At 64.0% G+C, this 18,731-nt stretch carries 18 protein-coding genes and 1 tRNA gene; 12 read left to right on the top strand and 7 right to left on the bottom strand.

Annotated elements, in window-relative coordinates:
• Nucleotides 1–84: 84 nt before the first annotated feature.
• On the top strand, nucleotides 85–1,674 hold the full coding sequence (gene guaA, locus SBP01_RS13815; protein ID WP_275212316.1) for a glutamine-hydrolyzing GMP synthase: 1,590 nt from the start codon (nucleotides 85–87) through the stop codon (nucleotides 1,672–1,674).
• 128 nt (nucleotides 1,675–1,802) lie between these two features.
• On the top strand, nucleotides 1,803–5,900 hold the full coding sequence (locus SBP01_RS13810; protein WP_320536164.1) for an AAA family ATPase: 4,098 nt from the start codon (nucleotides 1,803–1,805) through the stop codon (nucleotides 5,898–5,900).
• Between the two features lie 43 nt (nucleotides 5,901–5,943).
• On the opposite strand, the gene SBP01_RS13805 is transcribed toward SBP01_RS13810, so the two are convergent.
• The 3 genes from SBP01_RS13805 to SBP01_RS13795 form a co-directional block, all read right to left on the bottom strand.
• Nucleotides 5,944–6,690, bottom strand: a complete 747-nt coding sequence (locus SBP01_RS13805) for an RcpC/CpaB family pilus assembly protein (RefSeq protein ID WP_320536163.1) — start codon at nucleotides 6,688–6,690, stop codon at nucleotides 5,944–5,946.
• Between the two features lie 122 nt (nucleotides 6,691–6,812).
• Nucleotides 6,813–7,085, bottom strand: a complete 273-nt coding sequence (locus SBP01_RS13800; protein WP_275212319.1) for an FmdB family zinc ribbon protein — start codon at nucleotides 7,083–7,085, stop codon at nucleotides 6,813–6,815.
• A gap of 132 nt (nucleotides 7,086–7,217) precedes the next feature.
• The gene (locus SBP01_RS13795; RefSeq protein ID WP_320536162.1) at nucleotides 7,218–7,841 is read right to left on the bottom strand and encodes a 5-formyltetrahydrofolate cyclo-ligase; all 624 of its coding nucleotides are present in this window, start codon (nucleotides 7,839–7,841) and stop codon (nucleotides 7,218–7,220) included.
• A gap of 100 nt (nucleotides 7,842–7,941) precedes the next feature.
• On the opposite strand from SBP01_RS13795, the gene galU reads away from it, so the two are divergent.
• From galU to SBP01_RS13770, 5 genes are all read left to right on the top strand, one after another.
• Nucleotides 7,942–8,847, top strand: coding sequence for a UTP--glucose-1-phosphate uridylyltransferase GalU (gene galU / locus SBP01_RS13790; protein WP_275212321.1), 906 nt, complete (start codon nucleotides 7,942–7,944; stop codon nucleotides 8,845–8,847).
• 5 nt (nucleotides 8,848–8,852) lie between these two features.
• Nucleotides 8,853–9,470, top strand: coding sequence for a GNAT family protein (locus SBP01_RS13785; RefSeq protein ID WP_320536161.1), 618 nt, complete (start codon nucleotides 8,853–8,855; stop codon nucleotides 9,468–9,470).
• Nucleotides 9,471–9,578: 108 nt separating this feature from the next.
• The gene (locus tag SBP01_RS13780; RefSeq protein WP_320536160.1) at nucleotides 9,579–10,502 is read left to right on the top strand and encodes a hypothetical protein; all 924 of its coding nucleotides are present in this window, start codon (nucleotides 9,579–9,581) and stop codon (nucleotides 10,500–10,502) included.
• Between the two features lie 80 nt (nucleotides 10,503–10,582).
• Nucleotides 10,583–10,655 (top strand) — tRNA-Ala (locus SBP01_RS13775).
• Nucleotides 10,656–11,844: 1,189 nt separating this feature from the next.
• Nucleotides 11,845–12,297 carry a hypothetical protein gene (locus tag SBP01_RS13770; RefSeq protein ID WP_320536159.1) on the top strand — a complete coding sequence of 151 codons (453 nt, stop codon included), beginning with the start codon at nucleotides 11,845–11,847 and terminating at the stop codon, nucleotides 12,295–12,297.
• A gap of 429 nt (nucleotides 12,298–12,726) precedes the next feature.
• Here the strand turns inward: SBP01_RS13770 and SBP01_RS13765 are convergent, their stop codons facing one another.
• The 3 genes from SBP01_RS13765 to SBP01_RS19820 form a co-directional block, all read right to left on the bottom strand.
• Nucleotides 12,727–13,734, bottom strand: a complete 1,008-nt coding sequence (locus SBP01_RS13765) for a site-specific integrase (protein ID WP_320538351.1) — start codon at nucleotides 13,732–13,734, stop codon at nucleotides 12,727–12,729.
• 170 nt (nucleotides 13,735–13,904) lie between these two features.
• Nucleotides 13,905–14,120 carry a helix-turn-helix domain-containing protein gene (locus SBP01_RS13760; protein ID WP_320536158.1) on the bottom strand — a complete coding sequence of 72 codons (216 nt, stop codon included), beginning with the start codon at nucleotides 14,118–14,120 and terminating at the stop codon, nucleotides 13,905–13,907.
• Entirely contained in the window at nucleotides 14,117–14,425 is a 309-nt protein-coding gene (locus SBP01_RS19820) for a winged helix-turn-helix domain-containing protein (protein ID WP_414004304.1), read from the bottom strand. Before SBP01_RS19820 ends, SBP01_RS13760 begins: the two co-directional genes overlap by 4 nt.
• Before the next feature lie 109 nt (nucleotides 14,426–14,534).
• On the opposite strand from SBP01_RS19820, the gene SBP01_RS13755 reads away from it, so the two are divergent.
• Nucleotides 14,535–14,903, top strand: a complete 369-nt coding sequence (locus SBP01_RS13755; RefSeq protein ID WP_320536157.1) for a hypothetical protein — start codon at nucleotides 14,535–14,537, stop codon at nucleotides 14,901–14,903.
• A gap of 50 nt (nucleotides 14,904–14,953) precedes the next feature.
• Nucleotides 14,954–15,457 (top strand): hypothetical protein, encoded by a 504-nt coding sequence (locus SBP01_RS13750; RefSeq protein ID WP_320536156.1) that lies wholly within the window; start codon nucleotides 14,954–14,956, stop codon nucleotides 15,455–15,457.
• On the opposite strand, the gene SBP01_RS13745 is transcribed toward SBP01_RS13750, so the two are convergent.
• Complete coding sequence (locus SBP01_RS13745; RefSeq protein WP_320536155.1) at nucleotides 15,411–15,734, bottom strand: ArsR/SmtB family transcription factor; 324 nt, start codon at nucleotides 15,732–15,734, stop codon at nucleotides 15,411–15,413. The genes SBP01_RS13750 and SBP01_RS13745 overlap by 47 nt on opposite strands.
• 281 nt (nucleotides 15,735–16,015) lie before the next feature.
• On the opposite strand from SBP01_RS13745, the gene SBP01_RS13740 reads away from it, so the two are divergent.
• The 3 genes from SBP01_RS13740 to SBP01_RS13730 all read left to right on the top strand — a co-directional run bounded on the left by SBP01_RS13740 (nucleotide 16,016) and on the right by SBP01_RS13730 (nucleotide 18,712).
• Nucleotides 16,016–16,825, top strand: coding sequence for a hypothetical protein (locus tag SBP01_RS13740; RefSeq protein WP_320536154.1), 810 nt, complete (start codon nucleotides 16,016–16,018; stop codon nucleotides 16,823–16,825).
• Between the two features lie 115 nt (nucleotides 16,826–16,940).
• A complete protein-coding gene (locus SBP01_RS13735) occupies nucleotides 16,941–17,600 on the top strand; it encodes a hypothetical protein (protein ID WP_320536153.1) in 660 nt (219 codons plus the stop codon).
• Entirely contained in the window at nucleotides 17,600–18,712 is a 1,113-nt protein-coding gene (locus SBP01_RS13730; RefSeq protein ID WP_320536152.1) for a C40 family peptidase, read from the top strand. Before SBP01_RS13735 ends, SBP01_RS13730 begins: the two co-directional genes overlap by 1 nt.
• Nucleotides 18,713–18,731: the final 19 nt, after the last annotated feature.

The following is an 18,731-nucleotide window of genomic DNA, read 5'->3' as shown; positions in this document are numbered from 1 at the left end:
TGAGTCCCGCCGTCGTACGTTCCTTCCGTCACACCACCGGCCATGAATGTGCGGCGGGGCAACTGCGCAAAGTAGGCTAGGACGGTGACTACTCCCTCTGCACCCCAGACTTCCCAGAAGCCGGTGCTGGTTGTTGACTACGGTGCCCAGTACGCGCAGCTGATTGCCCGCCGCGTCCGGGAAGCGAACGTGTATTCGGAAGTGGTTCCGCATACCTACAGCACCGAGCAGCTCCTGGCCAAAAACCCCGCTGCCATCATTCTCTCGGGTGGCCCGTCCAGCGTGTACGCGGACGGTGCCCCGTCCGTCGGCGCCGATCTCTTTGAGGCCGGGGTTCCCGTGTTCGGCATCTGCTACGGCTTCCAGGCCATGGCCAACGCCCTGGGCGGCAAGGTGGATAAGACCGGCCTGCGCGAGTACGGCTCCACCCAGACCACCATCCTCGGCGAAGGCCGCTCCGTGCTCGAGGGGATGCCGCAGCACCAGAACACCTGGATGAGCCACGGCGACTCCGTGCACACCGCCCCTGAAGGCTTCGAAGTGCTGGCGACGACGGCGGGCGCCGAAGTTGCCGCGTTCGCCAACGAGGAAAAGGGCCTGTACGGCGTGCAGTGGCACCCGGAGGTGAAGCACTCGGCCTACGGCCAGCAGGTGCTGGAGAACTTCCTGTTCAAGGGCGCCAAGCTCGAGCCCAACTGGACCACGGGGAACATCCTCGAAGAGCAGGTGGACCGGATCCGTCAGCAGATCGGCGACGCCCGGGTCATCTGCGGCCTCTCCGGCGGCGTTGATTCCGCGGTCGCCGCCGCGCTCGTCCAGCGGGCCGTCGGCGACCAGCTCACGTGCGTCTTCGTGGACCACGGACTGCTGCGTGAAGGCGAAGCCGAACAGGTGGAGCGCGACTTCGTGGCCGCCACCGGCGTGAAGCTGTACGTGGCCAATGAGCAGGAGCGTTTTCAGGACGCCCTGACCGGTGTCAGCGACCCCGAAACCAAGCGCAAAATCATCGGCCGCGAGTTCATCCGCGCGTTCGAGGAAGCCGAACTGGCCATCATCGCCGAAGCGGCGGCCCACGGCGAGAAGATCAAGTTCCTGGTCCAGGGCACGCTGTACCCGGACGTCGTCGAATCAGGCGGCGGCGAAGGTGCAGCCAACATCAAGAGCCACCACAACGTGGGCGGCCTTCCCGAGGACCTGCAGTTCGAACTCGTGGAACCGCTGCGCGCACTCTTCAAGGACGAGGTCCGTGCCGTGGGGGCCCAGCTGGGGCTCCCGCAGGAAATCGTGGGACGCCAGCCGTTCCCCGGGCCCGGCCTCGCCATCCGCATTGTCGGCGAGGTCACCAAGGAACGCCTGGACCTGCTGCGCAAGGCGGACGCCATTGCCCGCGCCGAACTCACCGCAGCCGGCCTGGACAACGAGGTATGGCAGATGCCGGTGGTCCTGCTCGCCGATGTCCGCAGCGTTGGGGTCATGGGCGACGGCCGGACCTACGGCCACCCGATTGTCCTCCGCCCGGTGTCCTCCGAGGACGCCATGACGGCCGACTGGTCCCGCCTGCCGTACGATCTCCTGGCCCGGATCTCCAACCGGATCACCAACGAGGTGGAAGGCGTGAACCGGGTGGTGCTGGACGTGACCAGCAAGCCGCCGGGAACCATCGAGTGGGAATAACAGTGTGAGTGGCCGGTCTCCGTCAGCGGAGGCCGGCCATTGCTCTTATCCGTTCAAATCCCCTAATTTGGCCTGACCCCGTGTTGCGGTCTCTCATCCCGGCTCCTTTTGCGGCTACGCTCGAATCTATGCCGGTATGGTCCAGGGCGTCACGTGTAAACGCAGAAAAGAAGGCAGTAGTGTCAGTTGGTCAAGGCCACCCGGAGGGTTCTGAGGAGCTCGGAAAATGGCTGTCCGGGCTTAAACCCGTCACCGGGGCAGACACCATGCTGCGTTTCACCAAGACCCCGGAAGGCTCCATTGACCTGACCCACGCCCACCCCTCGGGGCTGGCGCAGCTGATGGCGGGCCGCCGCACCCGGCTGTCCACCCTGATCCGGGACCAGCAGCAGTACGTGGTGGCGGCCCGGGCCTCGCGGAATATCCGCTCAAAAATCTTTGAACTCGCAAACGACCGCGGGATCGACGCCGGGTATTTCTCCGCCGGCACTGTGGTGTGGACATCCGCCGTCGGAGGCAAGCCGCAGCGGATTTCCGCCCCGGTCATGCTCACAGCGATTTCGCTCACGGTCCGTCCCGGCGAGGACGATTACGAGCTGCAGCTCACGGAGCAGGCCCACATCAACCCGGCCCTGGTCCGGCACCTGAAGAACATTCACGGGATCGTGTTCGACGTCAATGCCGTCACCCGCCTCGCCTACAGCACCGCCCGCTTCGATCCGCAGCCGGTCCTGGACCGGCTGGCCACGCTGATCAGGCCCATCCACGGTGCCGAAGCCCAGCACAACCTGCTCGTCTCCACCTTTGCCGATCTGTCCGGCAACCTCGATGACCCCTGGATCAACGACGGCAACCCGCTGATCACTGCCCTGGCCAAGGCCGGCGGCGGCGAAGTGGTGGATGTCGAGGAACCGGACCCTTCGCGCTTTCCGAGCGTGGACGACCGCCACCCCGGCGACGAACTCCTGCTCCTTGACGCCGACCCGGACCAGCAGTACGTCATCGACGCTGCGCGGGCCGGTGACTCGCTGGTGGTCAGCACCCCGCCGGGCACGGGCCAGACCCAAACCGCGATCAACACCATCGGCGCACTCGTGGACGCGGGACGGTCAGTCCTGGTGGTCGGGGACCGCCGTGCCAGCCTGAACGAAGTATCCGGACAGCTGGAAGCCCTGGGCCTGGAGTCCATCCTCTTCCAGCTTTCCGGCACCGCCACACCCCAGCAGCTCAAGGCCCAGCTGGTGCGCGCCATTGTGCGCAACGAGAAATCTCTCGAGCCGCAGCTGGGAAACCTGCACAAGACCCTCACCGAACACCGCCACGCCCTGATGGACCATGTGGCCTCCCTGCACAACGTCCGCCAGCGCTGGGGCTGCTCGCCGTACCAGGCCATGCAGTCGCTCGCCGAACTGACCTCCATCCATCCGGCCCCGGCAACCACGGTGCGGCTCAAGCGCAGCGTGCTGGACAGCATCCGCGACCGCAACGAACTGGCCGGCCGGCTCCGGCGGGCAGCCGAGCTTGGCAGCTTCAGCCGGGCGTCCACCACCAGTCCATGGCACGGTGCCAGGCTCCTCACCCGCAAAGAGACCGAGGAAGCGCAGGACCTGGCCCGCTCCGTCGCGAAGAACCTTCCGGTCCTCCGCGACCGGATGCACAGCGTGGCCGAGCACGCCGAGATCCGGCTGGGCAGTTCTTTTGCGGAATGGGGCGAGCAGCTCGAACTGCTGGTGGCGGTCCGCGAAAGCCTGGACAAGTTCACGCCCGACATCTTCGACCGGCCCGTCCATGACCTGATCTCGGCCACCGCCACCTCGGCCTGGCGCCGCGAGCGGAACATTGATATGGCGTCCATGCAGCGGTCCCGCCTGCGCCGGGTCGCCAAGGAGTACGTGCGGCCCGGTGTCCACATCGCTGACCTCCACAGTTCACTGGTGCTGGTCCAGGAACAGCGGGCGCTGTGGTCCGGCTACGCCACGACCCAGCGCCACCCGGCCGTTCCCTCAGGCCTCGCCGAAATGAACGTTCTGTACCGGTCACTGGACCGCGAGCTGACTGAACTGGGGGAGGCCCTCCGGCACACCCCGGCCGGCGGCTCGCTGGCCACTGCCCGCTATGAGGAACTCATGGAGCGGCTTGAGCGGCTGGTAGCGGACACCGACACGCTGAAGACCCTGCCCGAGCGCACCCTGCTGGTGGAAAACATGCGTGAGCATGGCCTGGGTGAACTCCTCTCCGACCTGGCGGACCGGGAAGTTCCGGCGGAGTCCGTGGCCGCCGAGCTTGAACTTGCCTGGTGGCAGTCGGCCCTGGAAGCCATGATCAGCGGCGATGATTACCTGGCCATGTCCGACGGCGACGCCCTCCGCCAGCTGGAGGCCGAATACCGGCTCGCGGACAACGCCCACATTGCCAGCGGTGCCGCGCGCCTGCGCTGGGACCTTTCCGAGCGGTGGAGCGCCGCGTTGGCGGAGCACCCGCGCCAGGCCCAGCTGCTCCGCAGCCTGCTCAAGGACGGCCGCGTGACACTGGCCGCCCTGACCGCCCAGGCGCCGGACCTCGTACCGATGCTGGTTCCGGTCTGGTCGGTCAGCCCGTACCTGATGACCGGTCTCCTGCCGGCTGAGCAGCGCTTTGATGCCGTGGTCATCCTGGACGCGGAAGCCACATCGCTGCAGGCCGTCCTGCCATCCATTGCCCGCGCCAAGCAGGTGATTGCCTTCGGCGATGCCAAGATTGCCAGCCCCCGGACCTTTACCGTGGGCGTGGAGCGCCTGGCCGCCGGCGAAGCCGCCCACCAGCGGGTGGAAAGTGCCTACACCGCCCTCTCGGCCGTGCTGCCGGTGTGGCGCCTGAATTTTGTCTACCGTGCCGTCGATGAGGACCTGGTCCTTCAGCTGAGCAAGAATTTCTACGACGACGGTCTCCGCCGGCTGCCCGAGGGCCAGGCTGCCACCGGCCTGGACCGGGCGCTGACGGTTGAGTACCTGCCCGACGGGACGGGACTGCCGAGTGCCGATCACGAGGGCGTGGAGTCCGTGGTGGCCGAGGTCAACCGTGTGGTGCAACTGGTTTTTGAGCACGCACGGCTGCGTTCCCGCACGTCCCTGGCCGTGGTGACCGCAAGCCTCCGGCACGCGGCGCGGATTGGCGAGTCCATCCGGTTGCAGCTTCCCAACCACCCCACACTTGCCGGGTTCTTTGGCGGCGGGGCGGAGTCGTTCCGCGTGGTTGACCTGGAGCGGGCCCAGGGCCTGGTCCGCGACCACATCATCTTCTCGCCCGGCTTCGGCCGGACGCCCCATGGGCGGGCGCTGCATAATTTCGGTCCGCTTTCCGCTGAGGGCGGCCGGGAAAAATTTGCCCTCGCCATGACACGCGCCCGCCGGTCGATCCACGTCCTGACCTGCTTCCAGCCCGAAGACCTGGACCACACGCGGCTTTCGCACGGCGCCGTGGAACTCTACGAGCTGCTGAACCGCGAAATTGCCGGGAAGACAGACCTGGGCACCCCGGCGTCCCGGGCTGCCGCCAGCGAACAGGCCCTCGGCGCTGACCCGCTGGTGGCCGACCTCGGTGACCGGCTGCGGGCCCGCGGCGCACGCGTGTGGCATCAGTACGACGGCGTCATCGATGTGGTGGCGGCGGCTGACCCGCTGAGCACCATGGGTCAGGACGACGCGGATATCCCGTGGCCGGTGGCGATCGAATCCGACGGCACGGAACAGTACCGCACCATGAGTGTGCGCGAGCGGAGCCGTCTCCGTCCGCAGTTGCTCGAACGGATGGGCTGGCGGTACATGCCGCTGTGGACCATCGAGGTCTTCACCGACCCGTCCACCTGCGCTGACCGGATTGCCGGCTACCTGGGACTCGAAAATGTCCTGCCCCCGGGACGGGGCACCGCCTCGGGTGGTTTCTTTGACGAGGACCTGGACTCGCGCCCGGCGGGAACGGCCGGAGATGATAGGAACGATGACCAGGCCCCACGCCTGGAGAGGGAGGCTGTTGTGACCCCGCAGGACCACGGCCAGGACAACACCGAAGACGGCGGCCAGCCGGACAACAACGGCGACGGCCAAGCCGCGCCCGTTGACCCGAAGGCCGGTACCGGGGGAATCCTGCCGAACAAGGCGGCTGAGGACGATCCCCGGAATTGGGGAGACGGCGCCGAAGACGATCATGACTCGTGGCTCAAGGAGAACAAACCGCCGCACTGGGGCTAACCGCGCCAGGTTGCCTGCGGGCCGCGCTGCGCCGCTCACCGCGTCACCCTCCGGCGGCGGGAGGTCCGACGAGGACAAAGAACAGCTTGCCCTGGGTGGACGCGCCGGCCAGGCGGGCGGCCTGTTCCGGGGCGGCCGCCACCACGATCAGCCCGTCCGTTTCAGCGGTCCCGAGCCATTGACCTGTCTTTCCGCCCTGCCCCGATGTCCAGAGGACCGGCACAGAGGAAGCGAGTACTTCGGACGGGGAGTTCTGGTCGTAGCCGTTGGCTCCGGTCAGCACCACGTTGACCAGCTGCCCGGGAGACACCAGCTGGATCGAGGAAGGGTCTGCCATCCTCAGCGGCACGGCGGCGGCACCTGCCGCTGTTCCGGTAAGGAGTCCCGGGCCCAGCAGCTGGGAATCCGTCAGCAGCTGCCCTTTGCGCAGGGGCGCCGCCAGCTGTTTGCCTGTCGCTTCGCCTGGCACGGTGATTGACCCGTCACTCACCAGCTGCGGGGGAATGCGCACAGACGCCAGATCGGCTGCTGCCAGGGCGGTGCCGGCGGGCAGGTCCCGCGCGGCCGCCAGCGTCGTGGCCGTGTCTGCGGGCGGGGGCGTGAGCTGATGGACGGTGATCCCGGCGGCAGCGCACAGCAGGAGGGCGATGGCGAGACGCCGGTTCCGGCTCAGCCACGACAGGAATCTGCGGCGGCCGGGGCGGCGGGTGACTCCGGCCGCCGGCGGGCGGCGTACCGGGCGGACGGCGGATGCGGCTCCGCGTCCCGGACGAAAGAGAGTGGCTGGCATGGCACCCACGCTATGGTCCCGCGACGGCGGGGCACAGGAGCGAAGATGCCTATGTGGATAACTTGGCTGCCGGCGTCGAACGCGGTGCCAAGGTGACTAACGAAGCGCGGTGATGACTACGTTCAGCTGGCTGCGGCTGCGGTTGCGGCGGCCGGGGCCGGTGCAGCTGCCGGGGCAGGCGCTGCCGCAGGAGCTGCAGAAACGGTGCTTCCCTTGGCGTCGCGGGAGTCCGTCCGGTAGAAGCCGGAGCCCTTGAACACCACACCGACGCTATTGAACTTCTTGCGCAAGGCACCCTGGCACTCCGGGCATGACGTCAGGGTGCTGTCGGTAAACGACTGGAAAACGTCGAAGGCGTGGCCGCAATCCTTGCAGGCGTAGGCATAAGTGGGCACTGGTGATCCTCCTCTTGGGCAAACGAGAGGTCCTGCGCTGCCTTGAACGGGCGGGCCGTCCATTAGCAGTCTCAGGGCCTGAGTGCTAATTCTATCACCCCCGGCGGGGAGCTCCTTAGCACGGCGCCGGAGCTATTCAGGAGGGGGCGACAACCGAACCAGTCCGGACGGGGTCAAGGCAACGGGTACTTTGCGGTCGAACGCTTCGGCGGGGATGGTTCCGGCCGGCAGGACTTCAGTATCGAAGACGATGGCCGCCAGCGGGATCTCCAACCCTTCGCTGGCCAGTGAGCCGAGCAGGACGTCGTAGTAGCCGCCGCCCTGGCCGATCCTGTTCCCGCTCAGATCCAGTGCCGTGGCAGGCATCAGGAGGCCGGACACGGAAGCCATGATGGCCAGGCCATGCCGGGGGCCGGCGGGTTCCAGGACAGGGGCAAAGCGGCTGCGGACGAACTCTGTTTCCGGCGTCCACTGCGTCCAACTCAGCTGGCGCCCCGGTTCGCAAACCGGGAGCAGGACCGTGTGTCCGCGGCGGTGGAGTTCGCTGATAAGCGGCAGGGTGGGCGGCTCAGGCACCACGCCCAAATAGGCGCAAAAGGTCGACGGCGCAGCACCTGCCAGCTGCTCGGCCCAGGTTGCGCCGTGGACGGCGATGGCGGCGCCGGCGGCATCCCGCTGGCCCGAGGGCGTGGCCGTGCGCTGCGCCCGGTGGCGTGCCCGGATGCTTTCCTTGACGGCCCTGTCGTGCTCGGACATAGGGTCACCTCTTCCGCGTTGCAGATGTGCCGTCTGCCGGATGCAGGGCACGGGCGGGCAGGAATTATTGAATGGTCTGCCCCTCCGTTAGATTAGTCCAGTGACTACCTCTCAGCAGACTGTACGCAAGGCCGTAATCCCCGCAGCGGGTCTCGGCACCCGGTTCCTGCCGGCCACCAAAGCGATGCCCAAGGAAATGCTTCCGGTGGTGGACAAGCCGGCCATCCAGTACGTGGTTGAAGAGGCTGTCAACGTTGGACTGAACGACATCCTGATGATCACCGGGCGCAACAAACGCGCCCTGGAGGATCACTTCGACAGGGTTCCCTCGTTGGAGGACACGCTGGAAGCCAAAGGCGATATGGCCAAGCTTGAGTCCATTCAGGCCGCCAGCAACCTTGGCGATATCCACTACGTCCGGCAGGGTGACCCCAACGGGCTGGGCCATGCGGTGCTTCGTGCAAGGCAGCACGTCGGCAACGAACCGTTCGCCGTCCTCCTGGGCGATGACCTGATCGATGCCCGGGATGATCTGCTCAGCACCATGATCGAAGTGCAGGCCAAAACCGGCGGATCCGTGGTGGCCCTCATTGAGGTGGAGCCCTCCCAGATCAGTGCCTACGGCTGCGCCGACGTCCAGGCGATTGACGGTGAAGGCTACGTCCGGATCAACAAGCTCGTCGAAAAGCCGGACGTGGACGAGGCTCCATCGAACCTGGCCGTCATTGGCCGCTACGTCCTCCACCCCGAAGTTTTTGACGTGCTGGAACGCACGGGCCCGGGCCGCGGCGGCGAAATCCAGCTGACGGACGCGCTGCAGGAACTGGCCGCCGGCGAAGGCGAAGGCTACGGCGTTTACGGCGTGGTGTTCCGCGGCCGCCGTTACGACACCGGGGACAAGCTCAGCTACCTTAAGGCCTGCGTTCAGCTTGCCATTGACAGCGAAGACCTCGGCCCCGGCCTTCGGGAATGGCTGCCGGGCTTCGCTGCCGGTCTCGCTAAGTAACTGCCGTGCGTCCCGGTCCGATCTGGCCGACCACGCTGGAGTGTGGTGACCTGGTCCTGCGCCCCATCAGGTACCGGGACAAGCGGGAATGGACCGAGGTGAGGTCACGCAACCGGAAGTGGCTGGAGCCCTGGGAGGCTTCCAATCCCGCTCCCGGCGGCCGTCTCCCGGACTACCGGCAGATGGTCAGGTCGCTGAAGATCCAGGCGGCCCAGGGCACCGCCTTGCCGTTCCTGATCACCGAACGCACGCCACGGTCCGCAGCGCCGGCAATCGTTGGCCAGCTGACGGTGTCCTCCATTGTGTGGGGTTCGGCCATGATGGCCACCCTGGGGTACTGGGTTGACCAGGCACGGGCGGGGCATGGCATCGCGCCCACCGCAGTCGCGTTGGCCACCGACCATTGTTTCCAGGTCCTCGGACTGCACCGGATGGAGATCAACATCCGCCCGGAGAACGGCCCCAGCCTGCGGGTGGTGGAAAAGCTTGGCTTCCGCGACGAGGGTTACCGGCCCAGGTTCCTGCACATTAACGGGGCATGGGCTGACCACCGGTCGTTCGCGTTGACGGCGGAAGAAGTACCTGAAGGGCTGCTCAACCGGTGGCTGGCATCCCGGGCCTGACCTGCCAAGGCTCTTCCCGGGTCATAAATCCATTGATTTGCCACGTTGCCCGCGACACACCGAGCCTAATGCGGGAGGCGCTGGCGGAATGCTCATACGGTTTTGATTGTGGACATCCCCCTAAGCAGCTCCGTGATCCTTGTGGTTGCCGTTGTGCTCTGGATCGTATGGGTTGCGCCTTACGTCCTGCGGAACCGGCGGCACCAGGCCCACGCCGCTGCCGAGTTTTTCGCAGATGTTCCAGCTATTGAATCATCCGACCCACGAGCCGGGATGGTCATGAATATCGCCGCCCCGCAGGAGAAAGCCATGGATATCAGGAAGAGCCCCGAAACCGTAGCCGCGCCATCCGGCAGTGCAACGACGGGCGCGTTCCGGATCCGATACGGCCGCACCGCACTTGCCCTCGCCGGTGTGGTTGGGCTGCTGACAGCTTTCATTTCCACCGTGCTGCTCCTCTTCGGGCTGGGAACCGCCCTGCTGCCGGTCGCGGGGATGGCAACCACCGTCGTCGCTGTGGCGCTGCTGCGTTTCCTCGCCGTGCGGGACCGCAAAGCCAAAGTGCAGGCCGCCTTCCGCTCGACCATGAGCGCCCCGGTCCGGGCCCGGGAGGCGGTCTCCGACGCGCCGGACGAGCCACGCCCGGCTGTCCAGCCGGAAAGCCCGCTGTTCGATGCCGAGGCCCACGCGCCTGCGCCGAAACCGCTGACAGCGATGGAGCTCAGGGAAGCCGCCCTCGCCGTGGCTGTCGCCGCGGGAGACGCCAGCGCCGGCGGAGCCGTTAAGCCTGAGCCGGTCGAAACCACCTGGGAACCCGTCGATGTGCCCAAGCCTGTCTATGTGGAGGCCGCAAAGGCTGAGCGTCCTGCTCCCGAACCGCTTGACCTTCCGGAAGCGCCCAAGGCCGTGGGAAAGCCGTCCCTGAAGCAGGGAACCCCCGCTGTTCCGCCCGTGCCGTCAGCCAAGCCGCTCACCAAGGCCCAGAGCGCCCTCAGCAACCTCGACGACGTCCTGCAGCGCCGCCGCGCCTGATCTCAATTGGCAATGCGAAAGGAATATTTGTAGCCTAAGTTCACCGGTACCGTTGCTCCTCCCGGGAGACGGACTGTTCCGGGGCTATAGCTCAGTTGGTAGAGCGCTTCGTTCGCATCGAAGAGGTCAGGAGTTCGAATCTCCTTAGCTCCACATTAGAAGCCCTTTCACCTGCGGAAACGTTGGGTTGGAGGGCTTTTTTCTTGCCCGTTTTCGGGAACAGCCGACGATTACCCGACGTTTTGCGGCTAGAAGCTGTATTGGAGGCGAGGTTGACCGTGGGGGCGCAGCTTCGTTCCTGACCTTCACTGTGCCGCAGCGAGAAGTGCAGGGCTGGCCTGCCGCAACACCCATGACCGCGGACGGAGCCGGCTCCTTGCAATGGAGCTAGCAGAGGGGGCGTTTGTGCCTTCTATTCGGACAAGCCATAGTGGGTACTCGGTACGAGTGCGCATGAGACGGCGCACGAATATTGACTGTTCGGCAAGGAAAGCTCGCTGAGAAAAACCCTTGCGCTAGGTTCAGCGACAGCGCCGGACTGGACATACTTCAATAACACTAAATGAAAACTCTGCTGGAGACCGGAGATGGGTCTTCGGCAGACGTTCACGCGCCTAAAGGCTACTTACTTGGCCGCTTAATCGCGAACAGGAGGACATTGTAGGCCTCGACCACAACGGCCGGACAGGCGTAGCGTGGCATACATGGCTTCAGTTGAATTGCGACGCGCGCTAGAAGAGTGTGTCCAGATCCTCCGTCCTGGAGTTCCGCTGGATGATGTTCGTACGTTTGTAGAGGGTATTGCTAACGGCTTCATCCCGGACGGCACGGCGAGCCTTGACGTGCATACGGGGGAAACAGAGACAGCAATCTCGGACGAAATCGAGACAGCTCATTGGTCAACACGTCGCTAGGTCGGGGCTGAGCTCGGACCGACGCCCCGCGCGGTGAGGGAGGAAATAGACTTGTCGCATCTGCCCTTCAAACACTCGCCCGTGTGGGTTCCAATTTGGATGGCAGGTGGAAGCCTGGGGTTCGCGGCCTGTATATGGGGTCTTGGCGCCGCCTTTTTTGGCCCCGCCGTGGCTTGGGACATACTGGCCGGAATAGCTTCGCCTACCACGGAGGCCGCCAAGGCCGCGACCCCTGTGGCTTGGGCCATTTCAATATCCGGCTACGTTGTCGTTCCTGCCGTCATCGGCTTGATTGTCGCTGGGTTCACGGACATCGCCATGAAAAGCAGGCTGGCTCCGCTCGAGCAGCGCTTGGAAGAGGCGAAGGATATTTTGCAGCCGCCCGCGGGTGTTCTGCCCGCTACCGGGCCGACCCAGGAGGGAACCCGGTGACTGCTTGGAATAGTCTCAGCGTGCAAGAGTATGGGGATGTCAGGGCGCTCATAGAAGAAGTAGCCAACACCAGAGGGACTCATCCAAGGAATGTTTGGCGTGAACTTCACAAGATTCTCTCCAGCGCTCCCGAGTTGGCTCACCTGCCAGAAGAAGATATTTCGGCCAGAGTTATTGTGGTGGCTCGCAGGACCTTGTCCGAATGGCCTGTGGCGAAGCAGGTCGCGTCGGCGGCCATTTCTCGGGTGTGTCATGAGCATGGGTTGGAGCGAAAATCTGTAGTTCTTCGTGGGGTCCACCCTGATGGAAATGGCAGCCACAGGGTTGAGATCGAAAGCACTGATCGCATCTTTACACTCACCTACGAACAACTCGACGGTTTTCTGCGCCTAAAGCAGTTTTCGTATACACCCTTGGCTCCGCGGGATAAGCCTATTCGCGGTCATTAGGTTTGGTCAGGTGAATTCTGTCGCGAAGCGCGCGTTTCTCGGGCTGTTGCACCACACCATCTTAGAACCCGGCGGCAGAGGCGACTTTAGACAAATGGGCAGGGGATGGCTTTCCTTTCGCGAAAGCGCAATGTCTCAAAGCGCCCCAGGCTGAGAGATATACCCGAAGATGGCTAAGCCGTCGCCAACTGAAGTCAGCTTGAGGTTTTGAATGGGATTCCCGAGGGCTAACGAACATTCCGAAAATACAAAGCCAGTGCCTACGCAATGGAGATTCGCAACCTTGTCCCGTATGCGCTGTAAGAATCCCCGGATAGCGGAAGTCACTGATCAAATTCTCAGCCATGTGCTCCCGGGCCAGTTGTCTCGACAACTACCTCGGGGCGGGCTGGAGGCCGTATGGTCCCGATTCGGGGATATGGAGATGAATCAAGCCGACGGTTCCTGGCTCCCGAATCGCTCGAGGGCATCGGTGAGATCGGGGGATTCCGCGGCTTTCGCGATGTAGTGCTTTTCTGTGATGGCTGTACCCGAGTGACCGAGCTGTGCCGCGGCGTGCTTTGAGCTGTACTCCTGGTCAATCAGCGTGGCAACGGATTTCCGGAAGACGTGTGGAGTTACCCAATCAAAGGTGGACCCCGCCCGGGCGTCCCGCCATTGCCTGCGGAAATTGTGTGGGCTGCGCACGGTTCCTGTGGAAGACGGGAACAACATGTCTTCGGGCTTGGGCTGCTCGGCTGCTTGCTTGCGGCGGAGTGTTTGCACAGCAAAAGGTGGCACCTTCATCGTGCGGAAGCCGGCCTTTGTCTTCGGATGGTCTTGCCGGTAGGCGCCGCGGCCTTTCTCCATGACGACAGTTCCCGAGATGGTGATGGTCGGTGGCTCTGCTTGAAGATCAATGTCCTGCCAACGGATGGCGAGCACCTCGCCTATCCGGGCACCCGTGGCAAGGAAGATGTCGAGAACGTCCAGTAGATCTGAGGCGCGCGGGCGTCCTTGGTGTGTGGGATCCTCCTGCCACCGGCCAATGACAGTTCGGAGCTTCTGAACGTCTTTGACCGATAGAGCTTTGACGTCCTTCTTTGCGAGCTTGATGGGTCCGACATCGCGGACTGGATTGCTGTGCAGTGCATCGTGGCGGACGGCTAATCCAATAATTCCGGTGAGGACTATTTTTGAGTGCCGGGCCGTGGCTGGATGATCGATGGCAACGTTTTTCAAGAACCGGTCGAGCCTGCCGGTCGTAAGTTCGTTGAGCCGCAGGCCCGAGAGGGCAGGTGAGATGACTCGTTTGTACGTGTCCTTGTAGCCATCGATGGTCCGGCGGCCAGCCCGGCCGCTGCTTTCGATTTCGGCGAACCAAAGTGCGCTGAGCTCAGAAAGCCGCATGCTCCGGGAAATCTCGGATTGGACCGGAGTTTGACGGTCCTTCAGCATGGTCACCAGGGCGCGCTCTGCGCCGGCCCCGGTGTCACCCCAAGCTTCCGCGGCACGTGTCATGCCGTCAGTATCCCGGTATCTGGCTGTGGCTCGCCACCGGCCGCTTGGGAGTTTCTGACGGCGGATCTTGCCCCATGTGCCGAGCGGCAACGGAGGTCTTGGTGACATCAAGCCTCCAGGCGCGAGGACAGCCAGGAATCGTAGTCGGCCCGGCTGATTCGCAAATGCCTACCGATTCGGTAGGCGCGGGGGCCGAGGTGCTTGACCCGCCATTGGTAGAACGTCTGCTCTGGAATCTGTAGCTGGGTGCAGATGTCCTTCGGGGTCAGCCATTGCTCGTCGGCAGGGTCAGCGGTGCTGCTGCTTTCGGGGGTGGTGGTCATGAGGTTCTCCGTCCTAGTTGTGGGCCAAAGGGCAAGATCTGTTCATGGTTAATGGAAACAGGGCCTTGGGGCGGCATGACGGACACGTGGAATCCGGCCGCCAGTGCTCCGACATAGCGCTGCACGTGTTCTGGGGAAGCGCTGAACTTAGCCGATGAGTGTTGCACCAGCCCGGCGTCCCGAAGCAAGTGGAGGTGCCGGCGGACGTTCGACGGCGACGTGTGGAGATTGGTGCCGATGGTGCCACAGCTCGAGGGACCGTTCCTCAGCAGGAAACGGACGATTCGGCTTCGCGTTTTGTTCATCAAGATGCTCGACATGGAGACCATAACCTGAGGAAAAGAAGAATTGCTTGTAGACGGGTCTACACATGCAGGGTACTCCCGTTGGGTGTCATGTTGGAAGAGTGCGGCCTTGGAAATGATCCTCACAGGACGCGAGGAGTTTGCCATGCAAGATCACCCACAGATCAAGGCCTTTGCCGAAGCGGCTTTGGCTCTCCGAGCCGAACGGTACTGGCACTACGGCTCGCCAGACGAGCGAGTCGAATTTCTGCGGGCCCTTGGAGATGTGCTGACCGAGGTCTCATACCACCTGGACGCGAATGCCGTGGTGCCGCCGGCGGTCCTGGAGGTGTGGCAGGATGCGGCGGTTCCAGGGATCCGGGACCTACCACTGCCGCCGTCGGCCGCGTCAGTTCTGATGTCTTGTCTTGACCGTCGGATTGAGGAACTGATTGCCGCGCCGGAAGACTCACGGAATACTGGGGCGGAGGGAGGCTGAAGCGCCTGGCGGAGCCGTCGGCCCCGAAACTGCTGATCGAGGGGTAGACGATGCGGACTGACGAGACGGGGCGTGGCGACACGTTGTCTCCCCAGGCCCAGCTAGCTCGTCGCCTGAATTTGCTGCTAGACGTCGTCGTTGCTGAACGCGGAAGGCCCGTGACGTTCCGGGAAGTACAGGCCGAGCTCGAGGCTAAGGGCATCAAGTTGTCCCGCGCGCGGTGGTTCTACATGAAAGAGGGGACTGGACGTCTAGTCAGCGATCCGGTGCTATTGGGTGGGCTGTGCAACATCTTCAACGTGGACCCCTCCTACTTGACCGGTGCCGACGCCGAACTGCCCGAGCGGATCGATTCGCAGCTCGAGTTCGTGAAGTCCCTCCGTGCGGCCCGGGTGAAGTCTTTCGCCGCGCGTGCATTGGGTGACGTATCGCCAGAGACGTTGAAAGCCATTTCTGAATACCTCAACAGAGACATTGGACGCCATCCGGGAGCGGAAGCGGCTGCAGTCAGTCCTCCAGAAGATACTGAAGATGAGCCGCCAACAGCTCCTTGATCCTTGCCGAGTTAGCTGAATACCGCGGCGACCGGCCATGCCGCCGGCCCGGTTCCACATCCACCACGATGGCGCCAGACTCCTCCAGCGCAAGAAGGTGTTTCGCTACGCTTGGCTCGCCGGCACTCACTGCTTCCACGATGTCTCCGCGGGTGGCCGGACCGTGCGCTGAAAGATAACGCAGGATCTCATTGCGGGACCTGTTGCCGAAGGTCGCGACGGCAGCTTCGACGTCGGCCGACCATGCGGCGTCGTGAGGTTGCGTAATCCTGGGCATGCCACCATTCTTGCCGAACGCCGATCGAAAAGTAAGACCCGGAACCTTGACGATACTTTAACTATCCTTGACAATAGTTTGCATAGCCTTCGTGTAGTCGTGGTTGGCGCCCTGTGGGTGGCCACTTTTAGCTGTCAGCAATGCTGACCGCGGACATATTGAAATCGCGAGTTGAAGCGGTGAAGACCATGCGAGTCGAAGCCCGGGCGAATCAAGCCCAACAAGAACAAGTCAACCAAGGAATCATAGATATTTACCTGCGCGTTGCCCCAGAGCCCGCCATGCGTTCCATCCCGGTCGATCAGATCATGGTGGCCGTGGACGGCGTGCAGCGCTACGTCGTCTCGCACCTGTCGCGCATCGGGCGTGCGTGCGATGTGGACGACGTCATGCAGGACATCCGCGTGGCCGTCTGGGATGGAGTGACACGAGGTCATTACCGGCAGCTACCCGGGGTACCGTTCGGTGCGTGGGTCCAGGGCGTGTGCGCGAACGTATGCGCGGCCCACATCCGCCGGGAGATGACCCACCAGACGCTACCGCTGCTCCTGGAGCCAGAGGCTGATGATTGTCTGTCACTCGACGCTGTGACGCTGCTTGGTATGGACCGTGGGGCTGATCGAAGCGCTGAGAAGTTTGCTGACCAGCAGTGGGCGCGAACCATTATCGAACTGACCCGTGAGAGCGTTCCTGGGGGAGTGTGGGAACTCGCCGTTGACAGTCTCACCGGGCCGCGGCAGTACGGTCCGCCGTCGCCGCAGGACCGCCGGCGGTGGCACGCGGCGACGGTGGTCCGTCAGACGGCGAGGACTGTTCAAAACGCTCTGGAGGTTGATCATGCCCGCATCCGGAACATCCGGGATGTCTGCGAGCAAGCAGCAGAGTGCTTGCCTACGCCGGTGCTCCGCCGCACGGCGGCAACGATAGTTCGTCCAGACGTCCGCGGCCCGGAACGAACCAGGGCCGTGGCGGCACTGGCCGCCGAGCTTCGCGTCACGGAGCGCTATGTGGCCGTCCAGATCGGCTTTGCCCGGCGGCTGTATCAAACCTCGTGGAGGATTCTCCGGGCCGGAATGCGTTCAGCTCGCTGAGTCACGTCCTTATCGCCCGTTCATGACATGAACGGGCGTGGAGCGTGGAAAAGTGTTCTCTTTGAAAAATGCACTGGCGAGTCTGGGTCGACGCAGGCGATGGTGGTTTCTGGCAATGGTCATGTTGGAAGTGGCCGTGGCGTTGTGGACTCTTGCACGGCCACCATCCGGGCCCGCAGCCGAGTCGGTTGCGTCGCCGTCGAGCGGACCGGCCGGAGATAGTCCGGTTACGTCGACCCCGAGCCCGGAACGGGAAACCCCGACGGCGGCTCCGGCCATTTCGGGGCCCGTTCCGGATGGTGCCCCGCGCACCACCGACTTCCGGCAGCTCGCTTCCGCGGCAGCAACGGCGATTTATTCGTGGGACACCCGATCGGCGTCGTACTCGGAGGTTTACTCGCGGGTCCGGGCCTGGTGGCACGTGCTGCCGGATGGCTCCAATCCGCTGGCGGTGCTGGTGCAGGAGTTCGAAGCGACAGGCGTCAACGCTGGATCATTTGCGTCCTTGGCCAGCCAGCAGGCATACCGCTCGGCCAGCGTCGAGTCGTTGACGTGCGACGCCGAGCTGGCAAAGGTGCGCGAGCAGCCGGCTCCCTGGGAGGGGCTTCATGTGTGCACCGTCTCCCTTCAGGTTCTGGAACAGTCGACGGCAACCCGAAACTCGTACACAGCCTCTGTCAGCGTGATGGTGAACTGCCCGCCAGCCTCTACGGCACCGAGGGATCGCTGTGCCATGGTCGCCTTCTACGCTTCGCCTAGCAGGATCGTGTACTGATGCCTGCCGCTGTTGTGCTCGCGGGGCTTGCTAGGCGACGGGCTATTTGGCGGGCAATGCTGGCGGCGCTCTCAGCGCTGTTTCTGGCGGGTGCTCTTGCGTTCTGCGCCGCGGTGCCGGTGCTCGAGGCCAGTTCAGCAAAAGCCGCGTCTGTCTGCTCACCGACGTCCTTGGGTGGTCCGCCAGCCGGGAGTGCCCCCGCTACGGTTGTCCGCGCCGGCAGTCAGCCTTCCCTGAATCTGACCGCCCGACAAACGGCTGTGGCGCAGGACTATATATCGATCGGGAAGCAGCTGGGAGTACCTCGGGATGGCCGGATCATCGCGCTCATGATGGCTCTCCAAGAATCCAGTCTGAGGGTCCTGGCCAACGCGAACGTGCCTGCTTCGCTGAGTTACCCGCATGACGGTGTCGGTAGCGACCACGATTCACTTGGCAGCGCCCAACAGCGCCCGGCCGCGGGATGGGGGACCATTGAGCAACTGATGGATTCCACCTACATCGTGCGGGCCTTCTACGGCGGCCCCAATGGCCCCAACCACGGGAGTCCAAGGGGGCTGCTTGATATCCGTGGCTGGCAGTCGATGACCAAAGGCCAAGCTGCCCAAGCGGTCCAAGTGTCCGCTTTCCCGGAGCTGTATGCGCGCTGGGAGACTGAAGCGACGGCCATCGTTGATGCTCTCGATGACGGGTCGGCACCGGTTCTGTGCAGGGGAGCGCCGAACCTCGCGCCGGTGATCCCACACCTCGCAGGTCTGAGTGAGATCCGCAAAGACATCTTGCGGTTTACCCTGGAAGGCGTTGGCGGCACGTACGTATGGGGCGGCACCGCATTCAAAGCATGGGACTGCTCCGGCTACGTTCAGTGGATCTATCGGCAAGCCGGCATCGACCTTCCGCGTGTGGAGCAATGGCGCGTCGGTGTGAGAACTGACAATCCCCAGCCAGGAGACCTGGTCGTCCAGAATGCCCAGGGGCCGAACAATTGGGGACACGTTGGCATCTTTGCCGGGGACGGAATGATGTGGAGTGCGCTCAATCCTTCGGTGGGGACGCTGCTGCATCCCATAGCTTGGAATTCGGACACGGCGTACTTTGATCTCTTGCGCTAAGAACGTAACTTACGAGAGT

Origin of the sequence: Pseudarthrobacter sp. IC2-21, from assembly GCF_034048115.1 — a bacterium.
Classification (GTDB): Bacteria; Actinomycetota; Actinomycetes; order Actinomycetales; family Micrococcaceae; genus Arthrobacter; species Arthrobacter naphthalenicus.
The sequence above is the reverse complement of the archived record's forward strand: the minus strand, read 5'-3'. Positions and strand labels throughout refer to the sequence as shown.